Raw genomic sequence first — 17,174 nt, forward strand, 5'->3', positions numbered from 1 at the left:
ATGTCACTGAATGGACAACGAGGTTATCGCAATGAAAATTGGTTTTATTGGACTGGGTATCATGGGAAAACCGATGAGCAAAAACCTGATTAAAGCGGGTTATTCATTGGTTGTACTGGACAGAAATAATGAAGCCGTCGCTGAAGTGACCGCGGCGGGCGCTACCTCGGCGGCAACGGCGAAAGCCATCGCCGAGCAGAGCGATATCATCATTACCATGCTGCCGAACTCTCCTCACGTGAAAGAGGTGGTACTGGGTGAGAACGGCGTGATCGAAGGCGCACGCAAAGGCGCCATCGTTATCGACATGAGCTCCATCGCACCGTTGGCCAGCCGTGAAATTGCCGCCGCTCTGGCGGAAAAAGGCGTCGACATGCTGGATGCGCCGGTCAGCGGCGGTGAACCGAAAGCCATTGACGGCACGCTGTCGGTGATGGTGGGCGGCGACAAAGCGATATTTGACCGCTGCTACGACGTGATGAAGGCAATGGCCGGCTCGGTGGTGCACACCGGTGATATCGGCGCGGGCAACGTCACCAAACTGGCGAACCAGGTCATCGTGGCGCTGAATATCGCAGCGATGTCGGAAGCGCTGGTACTGGCAACCAAGGCCGGTGTGAACCCGGATCTGGTGTATCAGGCGATTCGCGGCGGTCTGGCAGGCAGCACCGTGCTGGATGCGAAAGCGCCAATGGTGATGGACCGCAACTTCAAACCCGGTTTCCGCATCGATCTCCACATTAAAGATTTGGCTAACGCGTTGGATACGTCGCACGGCGTCGGCGCACAGCTGCCGTTGACGGCGGCGGTGATGGAAATGATGCAGGCGCTGAAAGCCGATGATTTAGGCAGCGCCGACCACAGCGCGCTGGCTCGCTATTACGAGAAGTTGGCGAAAGTGGAAGTCACTCGGTAGTTAACGGGGCGGCGTCGGTAACAGATTCGCCGCCGCCCGGTTGACGGAACATTTTTGACTAGCGCCGGTTCTGCAGCGCGGGTAGTTGATGACGCGAGTCGTTTATGAAAATAGTTATCGCACCGGATTCTTACAAAGAGAGCTTATCTGCCCAGGAAGTGGCGACGCAGATTGAAGCTGGTTTTCGGGAAGTGTTCCCTGAGGCGAGCTACGTAAAACTGCCGGTCGCCGACGGGGGAGAGGGAACCGTGGAGGCCATGGTGGCGGCAACCCGCGGTAAAATCGTCAAAGTGAACGTCACCGGTCCGCTGGGCGATGATATCGAAGCCTTTTTCGGACTGTCAGGTGATGAGAAAACGGCGTTTATCGAGATGGCGGCCGCCAGCGGGCTGGAACGGGTGCCGCCGCACCTGCGCAATCCGCTGTTGACCACCAGCTATGGCACCGGCGAATTGATTCGTTGCGCGCTGGACCATGGCGTTCGCCACTGCATTATCGGCATCGGCGGCAGCGCCACCAATGATGGCGGCGCGGGCATGGTGCAGGCGTTGGGTGCACAACTGCTGGATGAGGCGAAGCAGCCGATCGGCTTCGGCGGCGCGGAACTGGCGCGGCTGGCGTACATTGATGCCCGCTCGCTGGACCCACGTATTCAGCAGTGTCGGTTTGAGGTGGCGTGCGATGTCACCAATCCGCTCACCGGCAAACAAGGTGCATCGGCGGTGTTCGGACCGCAGAAAGGCGCCAGCGAAGCGATGGTGGAACAGTTGGATCAGGCATTGCAGCACTATGCCGGTGTGATCCGCCATGATTTGGATATCGACGTGGAGCAGGTGCCGGGTGCCGGCGCCGCCGGCGGTATGGGTGCGGCGTTGCTGGCATTCTGCGGCGCAGAATTACGGCGAGGCATCGAGATTGTCACTGAAGCGCTGGGGCTGGATGAGCTGGTCAAAGATGCTTCGCTGGTGATCACCGGCGAAGGCCGTATCGATAGCCAGACTATTCACGGCAAAGTGCCGATTGGCGTGGCGTCGGTCGCCAAACGCTATCATAAACCGGTGATCGGCATTGCCGGCAGCCTGACGGCGGATGTGGGCGTGGTCCATGACCATGGGCTTGATGCGGTGTTCAGCGTGCTCTACACCATCTGTTCGCTGGAAGAAGCGTTGGATAACGCCGCCGACAACGTGCGGATGACGGCGCGTAATATCGCCGCCACCATCAAACTGGCGCAGGCGATCGCCTGAGTCAATCACCGGCCGTCGCCGCGACGGCTGATCAAACCGGCAGGCGTTGCCGTTGTATGCATCCGCCTGCCTGATGGCACTCGCGTTTTCCGAATCCGGCGGCGTGAGGCTCAGGTTGATATTGCCAGCCGTTTGCGCGCGGCCTTTTCAACGTTTGCCATTTCATCCATCAATTCCAGCCATTCCGGCTCGAGCTCGTTCACGGACATGCCTTTACGCAGCGACTGTTCAAGGTAATGGCAAATCTGTTTGAGTCGCGGCACGCCGCTATAGCTGCAACTGCCATGCAACTTGTGAATGATGTCGACCAGATGGTCCGGTGGATTGCCATCCAGTACCGCATTGACCTGACGACGCACGTCGGGCAGAAACTCCAGCAACATCGCCAGCAGGTCGCGTGCCAGATCCGGTTTGCTGGCGGCTTGCCGTAACGCCAAATCCCAGTCCAGCGACAACGGTGACGGCGCACTGATGGTCGGCGAAGCCGGCTCCGGTTGTTGATGTTGCGGTTTGAAGGCGTGTTTTAGCAACGTCTGGCGCAGCATCTGTTCGTCAATCGGTTTGGACAAATAATCATCCATACCGGATTGCAACAGCTCTTCACGCTCGCCGCTCATGGTATGCGCGGTGACCGCGACGATGGGCGTATGCGTATGTTGGGGTAAGCGGCGAATATGCTCGCTGGCTTGCAACCCGTCCATGCCAGGCATCTGAATATCCATCAGGATGATATCCAAACGCGTTTCCTGTGCACGGGCGATGGCGTCGGCGCCGTTCTCACACAAAATAATGTTTTCCACCTGTTCTTCCAGCAAGGCGCCAATCAGCTTCAGATTGGCCGGATTGTCGTCCACCGCCATCACATTGAGCGGCAAACGATTGAACGATGCCGTGGGAGGCGGTAGCGCATGTACCTCATTGTCCTGACTAAACAGGCTGTTATCCTGCAACAGCGACAGCAACCGGGGCGCTGTGATGGGTTTGCTCAGGCTGGCATGAATACCGAACGACATCAGTTGCTCCGCTTCCATCTCCGCCATGCTGGGCAGTGCCAGAATCACGCAGGATGCCAGACGGCAGAAGTCGCGGATTTGCGGCGTAAAATCCAGCAGCGTATTGCGGAAGTGGATTGGCACGCCGATTAACAGGATATCGAAAGTCCGTTCCGGCAACTGTTCCAGCGTCGGGCTGTAGCTGACGGTGAGCGGCGTATGCACCAGAATGTCCAGCGTCGCCTGGGCCGCCGCCGGGTTGATTTCCACGTAGGCCAGATGTTTGCCCTGCAAACGATCAAAGTGATAATCGGGTTCCAGCATGTGCGGGTTTAACTGCAGGTTGACGGTACACCAGAAGGTGGTGCCCTGATTCAGCTTGCTGTGGAAACTGATATCACCGCCCATTTCCCGCACCAGCCGCTGGGTGATCACCAGCCCCAGACCGGTGCCGCCGTGCTGGCGCGAAATACTGGTATCCGCCTGGCGGAACGCCTGAAACAGCTGGGTTTGCTGCGCTTCGGCGATACCGATGCCGGTATCCTTAATCTGGATTTCCAGCAGCACCTGCAGATTTTCCTGTTTGCGCTTTTCGATGCGAATATCAATGTTGCCTTGCTCGGTAAATTTGATGGCGTTGCCCAACAGGTTGGTGACGATTTGCTGTAAACGCAGCGGATCGCCGACAAACTGCTCCGGCACGTCGTGTTGAATGTTCAGCGTGAGCTCCAGCCCTTTTTCATGGGCGGTATGCGCCAGCAGCATAATCACTTCATCCAGCGTGTTATGCAGCGAGAACGGAATATTCTCCAGCACCAATTTCCCGGCTTCCAGCTTGGAGAAATCCAGCACGTCATTGATGATGTTAAGCAGATTATTGGCAGAACGCTCAATGGTTTGCAGATAATCCTTCTGGGTCGTCGTCAGTTGGGTTTTCAACGTCTGGCGGGTGAAACCGATGACGCCGTTAAGCGGCGTGCGCAGTTCGTGGGACATGTTGGCCAGAAATTCGGATTTGATGCGTGCCGCTTCCTGCGCCCGTTTTTTAGCCAGATCCAGCTCGACGTTCTGGATCTCCATTTGCTCGAGCGTTTCGCGCAGATCATAGGTGGCTTGATCGATATTTTGCTGCATCTCCTCGTGATATGCGGTGAGCGACATCGCCATCGAGTTGATGCCGTTTTTCAGCATGTCCAATTCGCCCAGCATATAGCCTTCCACCCGGCTGTCCAACTGACCTCGTCGGATACGATCCACCGTTTCCACCATGTTGCGAATGGGCGTGGTGACGTCGCGCATCAGGCGGTAAGCCAGCAACATCGCCACTCCCATACAAAACAGCAGCAGCATCGCGGCCATGAACATCTCCCGGTATTGCTGCAATCGGATGCTGTTCAAATCCAGTTCGACCGCGACATACCCCATCGGCGCCTGCCGGCTGATCAAGGTACTGGCGGAGAGAGCGCCCTCGTTTTCGATAGGCATCTGCAACACCAGGCACTCCCCTTCGTTTCGAAGCTGTAGCATGGTCGGTATAGGGGTGCCCGGCGGCACTTGCAGCAACAACTGGCCGTGAGGGCTGTTGGTGTTGCTGGTGACAATCAACTGGTTGCGGGCATCAAATACGCTGATGGCACGTACAATACCGGAATGATGACGATGCAGCATATTGACCAGTTGCCGCAACGACTCCGGCTGGCGCTGGGTCAAGGCATAGGCGCTGTTGGCCGCCAGCGGTTTGATGATGCTGGCGCCGGCATCGGCCAACTGTTCCTGCAACTGGTTGTAACGGTGGATGACGAAAAAGCTACTGAGCAACAACCCGATCAGCATGGTTGGAGCCAGAATCAGGATCATCATCCGTGCGCGCAGACTGTATTTGGTCATGGGGTTCCAATGTGTGACAATTAAGGCCGACTATTCCATTAAATCAATGACAGCACACTTATGGCGCAATTCTACTCTCCAAACCGGCGCGTGACGACCCGGCAAACCCTTACCGTGACGGTGAATGATCTCGATCCATTCGGACAGGGAGTCGCCCGCCATCAGGGAAAAACGGTGTTCATTCCCGGCGTATTACCGGGAGAGCAGGCCGAAGTGCAGTTGACGCAAGATAAACGCCAGTTTGCTCACGCCGTACTACGACGCTTGTTGACCACAAGCGACGAGCGCGTGACGCCGCGTTGCCCGCATTTTTCCGTGTGCGGCGGTTGCCAGCAGCAGCATGCCGACCAGTCATTACAGCATCGCAGCAAAGCCGCCGCGTTAAAACACCTGATGAAACGCGAAACCGGCGAAAACGTGCCGGAGCCGGAAGTGATCGCCGGGGCCGCCTATGGCTACCGCCGTCGCGCACGGCTTGCATTATACTATCAGGCGAAAACGCGTCGGTTGCAGATGGGCTACCGGCAGGCGGGATCGCACGATTTGGTGGATATCAGCGCCTGCCCGATTCTGCGACCGGAGTTGGAGGCGCTGCTGGCGCCGTTGCGCGATTGTCTTCGGCAGTTGCAGGCGGTACGACGGCTGGGGCATGTAGAACTGGTACTGGCTGAGCGGGGGCCACTGGTCATTTTGCGTCATCTGGATCCGTTGTGTGAGGCGGATCGGCAAGCGCTGACGACGTTTGCGGCGACACAGGGGGTGGCGTTGTTTGCTGCGCCGGAAGCGGACGCGCTGTCCTGTCTGTACGGCGATGCGCCGTCTTATCGTATCGCCGGGTTGTCGCTGGCGTTCAGCCCGCGGGATTTCATTCAGGTCAATGATGAGATCAATCAGCGGATGGTGGAGCAGGCGTTGGCCTGGCTGGACCCGCAGCCGCAGGACCGGGTGCTTGATCTGTTTTGTGGGATGGGGAATTTCACGCTGCCGCTGGCGGAGCGTGCCGGCTGCGTGGTCGGGGTTGAGGGTGTGGCGGCGCTGGTGGACAAAGGGCGGGAAAACGCAACGCGTAACGGGCTGACGCAGGTCACATTTTATCATCATAATCTGGAAGAGGACGTCACCCGGCAACCATGGGCGTCGATGGGATTTGATAAAGTATTGCTGGACCCGGCCCGTGCCGGCGCGCCGGGCGTGATGCCGCAGATTGTGAAACTGGCTCCCCGGCGGGTGGTGTATATATCCTGTAATCCCACCACGCTGGCGCGGGACAGCAAGCTATTGATGGCTGCCGGTTATCGTCTGGCCCGGCTGACCATGTTGGATATGTTTCCACATACCGGACATCTTGAGTCAATGGCACTGTTTTTGCTTGGTTGCGATGGCTCGGTAAAGTAGGGAGAAATTATGGTTGCGGTAAGAAGTGCGCATTTGAATACCGAAGGCAAGTTCGTGCCGGACGCGTGGATTGCCTCCCTGGGTATCGCCAGTAAAACATCGTGCGAGCGCCTCGCCGAGACCTGGCGCTACTGCGAAGAAAAAACAGAAGGCCACCCGGATGCGATGCTGCTGTTGTGGCGCGGCATCGAGATGGTGGAAATTCTCTCCACCCTGAGTATGGATAACGACAGCATGCGCGCGGCGATGCTGTTCCCGCTGGCCGACGCCAATGTGGTGGAAGAGGATACGCTGGGGGAAACCTTCGGCAAGAATATCGTCAATCTGGTGCATGGCGTGCGCGATATGGATGCGATTCGCCAGCTTAAAGCCACCCAGCACGATTCGATGGCTTCCGAGCAGGTGGACAATATCCGCCGTATGCTGCTGGCGATGGTGGAAGACTTTCGCTGCGTGGTGATCAAGCTCGCGGAGCGTATCGCCCACCTGCGTGAAGTGAAGGATGCGCCGGAAGAAGAACGTGTACTGGCGGCCAAAGAGTGTACCAATATCTATGCGCCGCTGGCGAACCGGCTGGGCATCGGCCAGCTCAAGTGGGAGCTGGAGGATTTCTGCTTCCGCTATCTGCATCCGGATGAGTACAAACGCATTGCCAAACTGCTGCACGAGCGGCGTATCGACCGTGAGCAGTACATCGACGACTTTGTCAAAAACCTGCGTGCCTCGATGCAAACGGAAGGGCTTAAGGCCGAGATCTACGGCCGCCCCAAACATATCTACAGCATCTGGCGCAAGATGCAGAAAAAATCGCTGTCGTTCGATGAGTTGTTCGACGTGCGGGCGGTGCGCATCGTGGTAGAGCGTTTGCAGGATTGTTATGCCGCGCTTGGTATTGTGCATACCCATTATCGCCACCTGCCGGATGAATTCGACGACTATGTCGCCAACCCCAAACCCAACGGCTATCAGTCGATCCACACCGTGGTACTGGGGCCGGGCGGCAAGACGCTGGAAATTCAGATTCGTACCCGGCAGATGCATGAAGATGCCGAGTTGGGCGTCGCCGCGCACTGGAAATACAAGGAAGGCGCCGCCACCAGCGGGCGTTCCGGTTATGAAGGGCGTATTGCCTGGCTGCGTAAGTTGCTGGCCTGGCAGGAAGAAATGGCCGACTCGGACGAAATGCTCGACGAGGTACGCAGCCAGGTATTCGACGACCGCGTTTACGTGTTTACCCCCAAAGGCGATGTGGTGGATTTGCCGGCCGGTTCCACACCGCTGGATTTTGCCTACCATATTCACAGCGACATCGGTCACCGTTGCATCGGCGCCAAAGTGGGCGGGCGTATCGTGCCCTTCACTTATCAGTTGCAAATGGGCGACCAGATTGAAGTCATCACCCAGAAGCAGCCGAACCCAAGCCGCGACTGGTTGAATCCTAATCTGGGGTATATCACCACCAGCCGTGGGCGCTCCAAAATCCATAACTGGTTCCGCAAGCAGGACAGGGACAAGAATATTCTGGCGGGTAAACAGATTCTGGATGATGAGCTGGCGCATCTCGGCGTGAGCCTGAAGATGGCGGAAAAACTGCTGTTGCCGCGTTACAACATCAATTCGATGGATGAATTGCTGGCAGGCATCGGCGGTGGTGATATCCGCCTCAATCAGTTGGTGAACTTCCTGCAATCGAAGGTGAATCAGCCGAGTGCGGAAGAGCAGGATCGCGAAGCACTGCGCCAGCTGACGCAGAAATCTCAGCAGCCGGCTCAGCGCGTCAGCGCTAAAGACAACGGCCGGGTAGTGGTGGAAGGGGTCGGCAACCTGATGCATCACATCGCGCGCTGCTGCCAGCCGATTCCGGGTGACGATATTATCGGCTTCATCACCCGCGGACGCGGTATTTCCATCCACCGTGCCGACTGCGAACAGCTCGACGACCTGCGCAGTCACGCGCCGGAGCGCATTGTCGAAGCGGTATGGGGCGAAAGCTACTCCAGCGGCTATTCGCTGGTAGTCAGGGTGACCGCCAACGATCGCAGCGGCCTGCTGCGTGATATCACCACCATTCTGGCTAACGAAAAGGTCAATGTGTTGGGGGTTTCAAGCCGCAGCGACGTAAAACAGCAGCTCGCCACCATCGACATGGACATCGAGATCTACAACCTGCAGGTGCTGGGCCGGGTGTTGGCCAAGCTGAATCAACTGCCGGATGTGATTGACGCCCGGCGGTTGCAGGGCAATTAATTGATACTGTTTTTACTACCGTAAGGCGGGCCGGTCCCGCCTTTGCCATTTTATTATCAGGATTATCATGAATTCATCTGCCATCGAACGCTTACTGCGCATCATGCAGCAACTGCGCGACCCGGAAAACGGCTGCCCCTGGGATCGCGAACAAACCTTTGACACCATCGTCCCGTATACGCTGGAAGAAACCTACGAAGTGCTTGATGCCATCAGCCGTAAGGATTTTGACGACCTGCGCAGTGAACTGGGCGACCTGCTGTTTCAGGTGGTGTTTTACGCACGCATGGCGCAAGAGCAAGGGCTGTTTGATTTCTCGGATGTGTGCGACGCCATCAGCGACAAGCTGGAGCGCCGCCATCCACATATTTTTGGTGACGCGACCCTGTCGAGCAGCGAGGCGGTGTTGGCGAACTGGGAACAGACCAAGGCGCAGGAACGGGCGGAAAAAGATCGTCATTCACAACTGGACGATATCCCGCAGTCGCTGCCTGCGCTGATGCAGGCGCACAAAATTCAGCAGCGTTGCGCCGCCGTCGGTTTCGACTGGACCACGCTTGGGCCGGTGGTAGACAAACTGTACGAAGAGATCGACGAGGTGATGGTCGAAGCGCAGCAGGCGGTGATTGACCCGGAAAAGCTGGGCGAGGAGATCGGCGACATGCTGTTTGCCGCCGTCAATTTATCTCGTCATCTTGGGCATAAAGCGGAAATCGCGCTGCAACAGGCCAATCGCAAATTCACGCGGCGTTTCCAGCAGGTGGAACAACGGATCACCGGGCAAGGGAAAACCCTCGCCGAGGCGACGCTTGAAGAGATGGAAACCGCCTGGCAACAGGTAAAAGCATCAGAAAAAAAGAACTGAATTCATTTTCTGAATGAAAACCGAATTTTATACGGTTTTTTGTGCTATCCGGCTGATTTTAAAACCGGTCATCGTCTCCCGCACGGGCGGGAAATACCGCATCAGCCGGAGCCTGTCAACGTCACAAAGGGTAAAACGATCATTTGTGGCGCTTCCCAGGTTCAGGTATACTACTTTCCCGTCCTGGTCTTTCCATCGTCCTTAAACCTAAACTTTCAGGTTCAGCATGACAACTAATTATATTTTTGTGACCGGCGGGGTCGTATCCTCTCTGGGTAAAGGCATTGCCGCAGCCTCCCTCGCGGCTATTCTTGAAGCCCGTGGCCTCAACGTGACCATCATGAAACTGGACCCGTATATCAATGTGGATCCGGGCACGATGAGCCCGACGCAGCACGGCGAAGTGTTCGTTACCGAAGATGGCGCCGAAACCGATCTCGACTTGGGTCACTATGAGCGTTTTATTCGCACAAAGATGACGCGCCGCAATAACTTCACCACCGGACGCATTTATTCTGACGTTCTGCGTAAGGAGCGTCGGGGCGACTATCTGGGTGCGACCATTCAGGTTATCCCGCACATCACCAACGCCATTAAAGAACGCATTATCGAAGGCGGCGAAGGCCATGATGTGGTGCTGGTGGAAATCGGCGGTACGGTCGGCGATATCGAGTCACTGCCGTTCCTTGAAGCGATTCGGCAGATGGCGGTGGAAGTGGGCCGTGAGCATACCCTGTTTATGCACCTGACGCTGGTGCCTTATATGGCAGCGGCCGGTGAGGTAAAAACCAAGCCGACTCAGCACTCCGTGAAAGAATTGCTGTCCATCGGCATCCAGCCCGATGTGTTGATTTGCCGTTCCGACCGCACGGTGCCCGCTAACGAACGTGCAAAAATTGCGCTATTCTGCAATGTGCCGGAAAAAGCGGTTATCTCGCTGAAGGACATTGATTCCATTTATAAAATTCCAGCGCTATTGAAATCTCAGGGTCTGGACGATTATATTTGTAAACGATTCAGCTTGAACTGTCCGGAGGCAAACCTGTCAGAATGGGAACAGGTGATTTACGAAGAAGCCAATCCGGGCGGCGAAGTGACCATCGGCATGGTCGGCAAGTATGTAGAACTGCCGGATGCGTACAAGTCCGTTGTTGAAGCGCTGAAGCATGGCGGTTTGAAAAACCGCCTGACGGTGAATATCAAGTTCATTGATTCGCAGGATGTTGAAACCCGCGGCGTCGATGTGCTCAAAGGCCTGGATGCGATTCTGGTGCCGGGCGGGTTCGGTTACCGCGGGGTGGAAGGGAAAATCATGGCGGCGCGCTATGCCCGTGAGAATAACATCCCGTACCTTGGCATCTGTCTGGGAATGCAGGTGGCGCTGATGGAGTTCGCCCGCAATGTCGCCGGTATGGAAGGCGCTAACTCCACCGAGTTTGTGCCAGACTGTAAGTACCCGGTGGTGGCGCTGATTACCGAATGGCGTGACGCCGACGGTAACCTTGAAGTGCGCAGCGAAGACGGCGACCTTGGCGGTACGATGCGTGTAGGCGGGCAGCAGTGCCATCTGACCGAAGGCAGCCTGGTGCGCCAGATGTACGGTGAACCGACGATTATTGAGCGTCATCGTCATCGTTACGAAGTCAACAATATGCTGTTGAAACAGATTGAAGCGGCGGGATTACGTGTTGCTGGTGTTTCCGCCGACCGTAGGCTGGTGGAGATTATCGAGCTTCCTGATCATCCGTGGTATGTGGCTTGTCAGTTCCATCCGGAATTTACTTCCACACCGCGCGACGGGCACCCGCTGTTCGCCGGCTTTGTGAAAGCCGCCGGGGCGTACCAGAAACGCCTGGTGAAGTAAGGTTTTACCGATGAAGTGAGTTTTGCAGCAACGCGCGGTCCTCTGATCGCGCGTTGCCGTCTGAGGTTTTAGTTTAACTTGTACTGAGGAAAATCTGATGTCCAAAATCGTTAAAGTCATTGGCCGTGAAATCATCGACTCCCGCGGAAACCCGACCGTTGAAGCGGAAGTGCATCTGGAAGGTGGTTTCGTTGGTCTGGCTGCCGCACCGTCAGGCGCTTCTACTGGTTCCCGCGAAGCGCTGGAACTGCGTGACGGCGACAAATCCCGTTTCCTGGGCAAAGGCGTCACTAAAGCCGTTGCCGCGGTAAACGGCCCGATCGCACAGGCTGTTCTGGGCAAAGACGCCAAGGATCAGGCTGCTATCGACAAGATCATGATCGATCTGGACGGTACTGAGAATAAATCCAACTTCGGCGCCAACGCCATTCTGGCTGTTTCTCTGGCCAGCGCCAAAGCCGCTGCGGCGTCTAAAGGCCTGCCGCTGTACGCGCACATCGCCGAACTGAACGGCACCCCGGGCAAATACTCCATGCCGCTGCCGATGATGAACATCATCAACGGTGGTGAGCACGCCGACAACAACGTCGACATCCAGGAATTCATGATTCAGCCAGTTGGTGCGAAAACTGTTAAAGAAGCCATCCGTATGGGTTCTGAAGTATTCCACAACCTGGCGAAAGTGCTGAAGTCCAAAGGCATGAACACCGCTGTGGGCGACGAAGGCGGCTATGCACCGAACCTGGGTTCTAACGCCGAAGCGCTGGCTGTTATCGCTGAAGCCGTGAAAGCCGCTGGTTATGTGCTGGGCAAAGACATCACTCTGGCGATGGACTGCGCTGCATCTGAATTCTACAAAGACGGTAAATACGTTCTGGCCGGCGAAGGCAACAAAGCGTTCACCTCTGAAGAATTCACTCACTTCCTGGAAGACCTGACCAAACAGTACCCGATCGTTTCCATCGAAGACGGTCTGGACGAATCTGATTGGGATGGTTTTGCTTACCAGACCAAAGTGCTGGGCGACAAAATCCAGCTGGTGGGCGACGATCTGTTCGTTACCAACACCAAGATCCTGAAAGAAGGTATCGAAAAAGGCATCGCCAACTCCATCCTGATCAAGTTCAACCAGATCGGTTCTCTGACCGAAACGCTGGCGGCTATCAAGATGGCGAAAGACGCGGGCTACACTGCCGTTATTTCTCACCGTTCCGGCGAAACCGAAGACGCCACCATCGCCGACCTGGCGGTAGGTACGGCGGCTGGCCAGATCAAGACCGGTTCCATGAGCCGTTCTGACCGTGTTGCCAAGTACAACCAGCTGATTCGTATCGAAGAAGCGCTGGGCGACGCTGCACCGTTCAACGGTCTGAAAGAAGTGAAAGGCCAAGCGTAAGCGCCTGCCGTCCGGCGAGCTGCTCGCCGGTTGCTACGATAGAGATCCGGAGGCGATACCGCTTCCGGATTTTTTTTACCTGCCATACCTGCCGCGGAATCATACTGAGCGTGAGACGACACGGCATACACCATCCCTCTGTTATTTATTCACTATTTGCCTGTTTACCGTAGCCAGGTTATTGACGTGCGAGCCTGCTCGCAGGCTTTTTCCCGGCATACGCTTATGGGCATAGCAAATAATGAACCTGATCCCAAATCTTGTTTTCCCCGCATGCGGCCTGCATCGCTACCCGTTAGAGTAATTCCGGACGACAGGTTCCACTGACTCGAAACCGCATTTCGATAAGAAGTTTGAAGCCGATCGGTTGGTTCTTCCCGCGGATGCCAGTAGCGCTGAGGGGGTGGCAAACGTGCAAAGGTTTTTGCCTTGCCGTCTCGCTACTTTAACGCTACGGCGGCAGCGATATTTTTTGGTCCGCCGCAACACCTTCATAAATACAATCAATGAGGAAGGATGGCGATGAAAACACGTAAGATTGGGCTGACGAATTATCTGGCCTACGGTTCCGGTGATTTTCTCGGGGCCGGCACCACGGCGCTCACCGCCGGCTGGTTGCTTTACTTTTACACCACGTTTTGCGGTCTGACGCCTATCGAGGCGACCTTTATTTTTGCCATGGCCAGGGTTCTGGATGCAGTGGTCAGCCCATTGATGGGATTCCTGACCGATAATTTCGGCTCTACCTGGCTGGGTAAGCGATTCGGACGCCGCAAGTTCTTTATTCTGCTCGGTATTCCCTGTGTGTTCAGCTACAGCCTGATGTGGGTCGGCCACATGGATTACTGGTACTACCTGATTACCTACCTGCTGTTTGACGTCATCTACACCATGATACTGGTGCCTTATGAAACACTGGTGCCGGAAATGACCGATGACTTCAAACAGAAAACCAAATTCTCCGGTGCGCGTATCGCACTGGCGCAGTTGTCGGCGATTCTGGCGGCATTTTTGCCGGGGATTCTGCTGGCTCATTTCGGCAAAGATAACGCCGTGTCGTTTTTCTACTCCAGCCTGGTGTTCTCGGTGATTTGCGCCTGTGTGTTGACGATGGTGTATTTATTCACCTGGGAACGGCCGCGCGACCAGATGTCCGAAGCCTCATTGCGTGCGGAAAAAGAGCGCCAGTCGCTGACGCTGGGGCAAAGTCTGAAACGCCTCAACATCGAACTGCTGTCGACACTGCGCATTCGCATCTTCCGCCAGCATTTGGGGATGTATCTTGGGGGATATATCGCGCAGGACGTATTTAACGCGGTGTTCACGTACTATGTGGTGTTCGTGCTGATGCAAAGCCCGACGGTGGCATCCAACCTGATGGGGACGATGGCGATCCTGCAGTTCATCTCGGTGATTGCGATGATCCCGTTGTGTATCAAGTTTGGTCCGGCACCGTCTTACCGTATGGTGGTGTGCCTGTTTGGTATCAGTGCGCTTTCCTATGGTGTCCTATACTACAGCGGGATGCACTCCGTGTTCTCGTTACTGCTGCTGGTGTCTGGTTTGGCGGGTCTGGGTCGCGGCGGCATCAACTATGTTCCCTGGAATACCTATACCTACATTGCCGATGTGGATGAAGTCATTACTGCACAACGCCGTGAAGGGATTTTCGCCGGCATCATGACGCTGACCCGTAAAGCCTCACAGGCCGGCGCGGTAATGCTGGTGGGCATTGTTCTGCAACTGTCCGGTTTTGTCTCTGGCCAGAGTGTGCAGGCGCCGGGCGTCAGCCACACTATTCTGATGGTGCTGAGTGTTGGGACGGTCTGCGTGTTGGCGCTGGGCTTCCTGGTCTCTTTGCGCTTTAAACTGAATCTGCAAACTCATGAAGTGCTGCGCCAGGAAACGGCGAAGATGCGTGATGCTGGCCGTACCGTACCGGAAAAAATCACACCGCAAGCCCGTGCGACAGTGGAAATGCTGGCCGGTATGCCTTACGAATCGCTGTGGGGCAACAATAACATTGGTTATCTCAACCGTCACAAGGCGCCTGCCCGGTCGATGAGCAGTGAAACACCTCACCACGGTGTGCACTGAGTGCGCCGGTAGAGGTTGAGGCGTGATGAGTTAGAAGTCATCGATTGATGTGTAATGAAACTGAATCTGGATATCTGTTATGACCATTTTTCCTGTAAAGCATAGTGCGCTGCTGCGCCAGCCCGAATACTTCATCTCCCGGGATGAGTTAAAAGCGTTGATTTGCCGGGTGACCGACAATCTTGTCAATATCGAGGATAAAACCGGTGAGTTCCTGCTGCGGTTGGATGATGGCCGGGTGATCGATACCAAAGGCTGGGCTGGCTGGGAATGGACGCATGGCATTGGGTTGTACGGCATCTATCAGTACTATCGCCAAACCGGCGACGATAAGATGCGTGCCATCATTGATGACTGGTTTACTGCCCGGCTGGAAGAGGGCACGCCGACCAAAAACGTCAACACGGTATGCCCGTTTTTGACGCTGGCCTATCGCTATGAAGAAACCGGCGACAGCCGTTGGGTGCCGTATCTTGAACGCTGGGCAGAGTGGGTGATGTACGACATGCCGCGTACCCACAAGAACGGGTTGCAGCATATCGTCTACAACAGCGAAAACACCGATCAATTGTGGGACGACACGTTGATGATGAGCGTGTTGCCGCTGGCGAAAATCGGTAAGTTGCTCAACCGCCCCGAGTTTGTGGAAGAAGCCACTTATCAGTTCCTGCTGCACGTGCAGTACCTGATGGATCGTCAGAGCGGCCTGTGGTTCCACGGCTGGACTTTCGACGGCAACCACAGTTTTGCCCAGGCGCGTTGGGCGCGCGGCAACAGTTGGCTGACGATTGTTATCCCTGAATTTATTGAATTGCTGGATTTGCCTGAACATAACGCGACGCGTCGTTTTCTGATTCAGGTGCTGGAAAGCCAGGTTGAGGCGCTGGCGAAGTATCAGGATGATAGCGGTCTGTGGCATACACTGTTGGATGATCCTAATTCTTATCTGGAAAGTTCTGCGACGGCCGGGTTTGCCTACGGCATCCTCAAGGCGGTACGTAAGCGTTACATCGATCGCAGCTACGCTGAGGTGGCGGAAAAAGCGATGCGCGGCGTAGTGGCGAATATCAGTGAGAATGGGGAGTTGCGCAATGTGTCCTTCGGCACAGCGATGGGCAAGGATCTGGATTACTACCGCCAGATTCCGTTGACTTCAATGCCGTATGGTCAGGCGATGGCGATTCTGTGTCTGTCTGAGTACTTACGCGTGTATCTGTAAACGCGTGGAAAGGCAAGGTGATAGAACGGGCTTCCAGTGGAAGCCCGTTTTTTGAGTGGAGCGATAACTCACAAGCCAGACAAGCTGTAATTGACCGGTAACCAGCGATAACCGTTGGTTTTACCGTTTTCACCCTGTTGCACGGCGACGTGGCCGATGCCGGGGAACGGCAGGTGTGCGCCGGCGACCCAATAACCTTGCTTCACCGTCTCTTTCAGTAACGCATCACGCGTGCGAACCGCCTGCTCGCTGTCGGAATCAAAGGCGATGGCGGTGTCCGGCAGCGGCATTTGCACCGCTTCGGCGTGCACGATATCCCCCCACAGCAGCATTTTCTGCCCATCGCTGTTTACCAGAAAAGCGGTATGACCGGGGGTATGGCCCGGCGTAGGCACCGCAGTAATACTGGCCGGCAGAGACTGATGATCGGTGAACGTCTTCAGTTTGCCGGCTTCGCGGATGTGGCGGAATACTTCCTGCACACGTTCAAATCCGGCTTTTTTGTCCTGCGGCGCTTTTTTCAGATTATCCGGACTCAGCCAGAAATCCGTGTCTTTCTGATTCACATAAATGGTGGCATTGGGGTAAACCAGCTTGCCGTCGCTGACCAGGCCGCCGAAATGGTCGGCATGTAGATGAGTCACCAGGACGGTATCGACTTGTTCCGGTTTGTACCCGGCTGCCTTCAGGTTGACCAGGGTTTTGCCGGTGGTTTTACCGCCCAGCGCGCCGGTGCCGCTATCGACCAGAATCAGGTTGTTACCGGTATTGATTAAAAAGGCATTAATCGAGGTTTCTACCTGGGGTTTCAGGTAGCTGGCTTCCAGCAGGCTGATAATCTTTTCCCGCGGGGTACGGGTGAGCAACTTGTCCATCGGCATGGTATTGGTGCCGTCGGACAACGCGGTGATTTCATACTGCCCGACCATAACGCGATAATAGCCGGGTTGGGTTTTGACTGGCGCGACGGCTTTAGCATGAGCGAGTGCAGGGGCCAGAGATAATGACAAACAGAAAACAGCCAGGGGTTTTAATAACGTCATCTTACA

11 protein-coding genes are annotated in these 17,174 nt (G+C 55.9%); 9 read left to right on the forward strand and 2 right to left on the reverse strand.

Annotated features, from left to right (window positions below; genetic code table 11):
* Positions 1–25 precede the first annotated feature (25 nt).
* Together garR and DCH402_RS03960 are read left to right on the forward strand one after the other, a co-directional pair.
* On the forward strand, positions 26–916 hold the full coding sequence (garR, locus tag DCH402_RS03955) for a 2-hydroxy-3-oxopropionate reductase (RefSeq protein ID WP_040003358.1): 891 nt from the start codon (positions 26–28) through the stop codon (positions 914–916).
* Positions 917–1,020: 104 nt separating this feature from the next.
* On the forward strand, positions 1,021–2,163 hold the full coding sequence (locus tag DCH402_RS03960) for a glycerate kinase (RefSeq protein WP_039999836.1): 1,143 nt from the start codon (positions 1,021–1,023) through the stop codon (positions 2,161–2,163).
* Positions 2,164–2,273: 110 nt separating this feature from the next.
* Here DCH402_RS03960 and barA read toward each other — a convergent pair whose 3' ends face one another.
* The gene (gene barA / locus DCH402_RS03965; protein WP_039999838.1) at positions 2,274–5,042 is read right to left on the reverse strand and encodes a two-component sensor histidine kinase BarA; all 2,769 of its coding nucleotides are present in this window, start codon (positions 5,040–5,042) and stop codon (positions 2,274–2,276) included.
* Between the two features lie 60 nt (positions 5,043–5,102).
* On the opposite strand from barA, the gene rlmD reads away from it, so the two are divergent.
* The 7 genes from rlmD to bglB all read left to right on the forward strand — a co-directional run bounded on the left by rlmD (position 5,103) and on the right by bglB (position 16,125).
* Positions 5,103–6,437, forward strand: a complete 1,335-nt coding sequence (gene rlmD, locus DCH402_RS03970; RefSeq protein WP_039999840.1) for a 23S rRNA (uracil(1939)-C(5))-methyltransferase RlmD — start codon at positions 5,103–5,105, stop codon at positions 6,435–6,437.
* Positions 6,438–6,446: 9 nt separating this feature from the next.
* A complete protein-coding gene (relA, locus tag DCH402_RS03975; RefSeq protein ID WP_039999841.1) occupies positions 6,447–8,684 on the forward strand; it encodes a GTP diphosphokinase in 2,238 nt (745 codons plus the stop codon).
* Between the two features lie 67 nt (positions 8,685–8,751).
* Positions 8,752–9,549 (forward strand): nucleoside triphosphate pyrophosphohydrolase, encoded by a 798-nt coding sequence (gene mazG, locus DCH402_RS03980; protein ID WP_039999842.1) that lies wholly within the window; start codon positions 8,752–8,754, stop codon positions 9,547–9,549.
* 226 nt (positions 9,550–9,775) lie between these two features.
* Complete coding sequence (gene pyrG, locus DCH402_RS03985; protein WP_039999844.1) at positions 9,776–11,413, forward strand: glutamine hydrolyzing CTP synthase; 1,638 nt, start codon at positions 9,776–9,778, stop codon at positions 11,411–11,413.
* Positions 11,414–11,510: 97 nt separating this feature from the next.
* Positions 11,511–12,809 (forward strand): phosphopyruvate hydratase, encoded by a 1,299-nt coding sequence (gene eno, locus DCH402_RS03990; RefSeq protein ID WP_039999846.1) that lies wholly within the window; start codon positions 11,511–11,513, stop codon positions 12,807–12,809.
* Between the two features lie 522 nt (positions 12,810–13,331).
* Entirely contained in the window at positions 13,332–14,906 is a 1,575-nt protein-coding gene (locus DCH402_RS03995) for an MFS transporter (RefSeq protein WP_039999848.1), read from the forward strand.
* 79 nt (positions 14,907–14,985) lie between these two features.
* A complete protein-coding gene (gene bglB / locus DCH402_RS04000; protein ID WP_039999850.1) occupies positions 14,986–16,125 on the forward strand; it encodes a beta-galactosidase BglB in 1,140 nt (379 codons plus the stop codon).
* Positions 16,126–16,193: 68 nt separating this feature from the next.
* Here bglB and DCH402_RS04005 read toward each other — a convergent pair whose 3' ends face one another.
* Positions 16,194–17,168 (reverse strand): MBL fold metallo-hydrolase, encoded by a 975-nt coding sequence (locus tag DCH402_RS04005; protein ID WP_039999852.1) that lies wholly within the window; start codon positions 17,166–17,168, stop codon positions 16,194–16,196.
* Positions 17,169–17,174: the final 6 nt, after the last annotated feature.

This window comes from Dickeya chrysanthemi NCPPB 402, assembly GCF_000406105.1.
In the GTDB taxonomy this organism is placed as follows: Bacteria; Pseudomonadota; Gammaproteobacteria; order Enterobacterales; family Enterobacteriaceae; genus Dickeya; species Dickeya chrysanthemi.

What these genes read in the sequence shown, in the direction of transcription:
- DCH402_RS03995 (WP_039999848.1), top strand. Translation starts at nt 13,332, where the DNA reads ATGAAAACACGTAAGATTGGGCTGACGAATTATCTGGCCTACGGTTCC.
- pyrG (WP_039999844.1), top strand. Translation starts at nt 9,776, where the DNA reads ATGACAACTAATTATATTTTTGTGACCGGCGGGGTCGTATCCTCTCTG.
- mazG (WP_039999842.1), top strand. Translation starts at nt 8,752, where the DNA reads ATGAATTCATCTGCCATCGAACGCTTACTGCGCATCATGCAGCAACTG.
- bglB (WP_039999850.1), top strand. Translation starts at nt 14,986, where the DNA reads ATGACCATTTTTCCTGTAAAGCATAGTGCGCTGCTGCGCCAGCCCGAA.
- DCH402_RS04005 (WP_039999852.1), bottom strand. Translation starts at nt 17,168, where the DNA reads ATGACGTTATTAAAACCCCTGGCTGTTTTCTGTTTGTCATTATCTCTG.
- rlmD (WP_039999840.1), top strand. Translation starts at nt 5,103, where the DNA reads ATGGCGCAATTCTACTCTCCAAACCGGCGCGTGACGACCCGGCAAACC.
- relA (WP_039999841.1), top strand. Translation starts at nt 6,447, where the DNA reads ATGGTTGCGGTAAGAAGTGCGCATTTGAATACCGAAGGCAAGTTCGTG.
- eno (WP_039999846.1), top strand. Translation starts at nt 11,511, where the DNA reads ATGTCCAAAATCGTTAAAGTCATTGGCCGTGAAATCATCGACTCCCGC.
- DCH402_RS03960 (WP_039999836.1), top strand. Translation starts at nt 1,021, where the DNA reads ATGAAAATAGTTATCGCACCGGATTCTTACAAAGAGAGCTTATCTGCC.
- barA (WP_039999838.1), bottom strand. Translation starts at nt 5,042, where the DNA reads ATGACCAAATACAGTCTGCGCGCACGGATGATGATCCTGATTCTGGCT.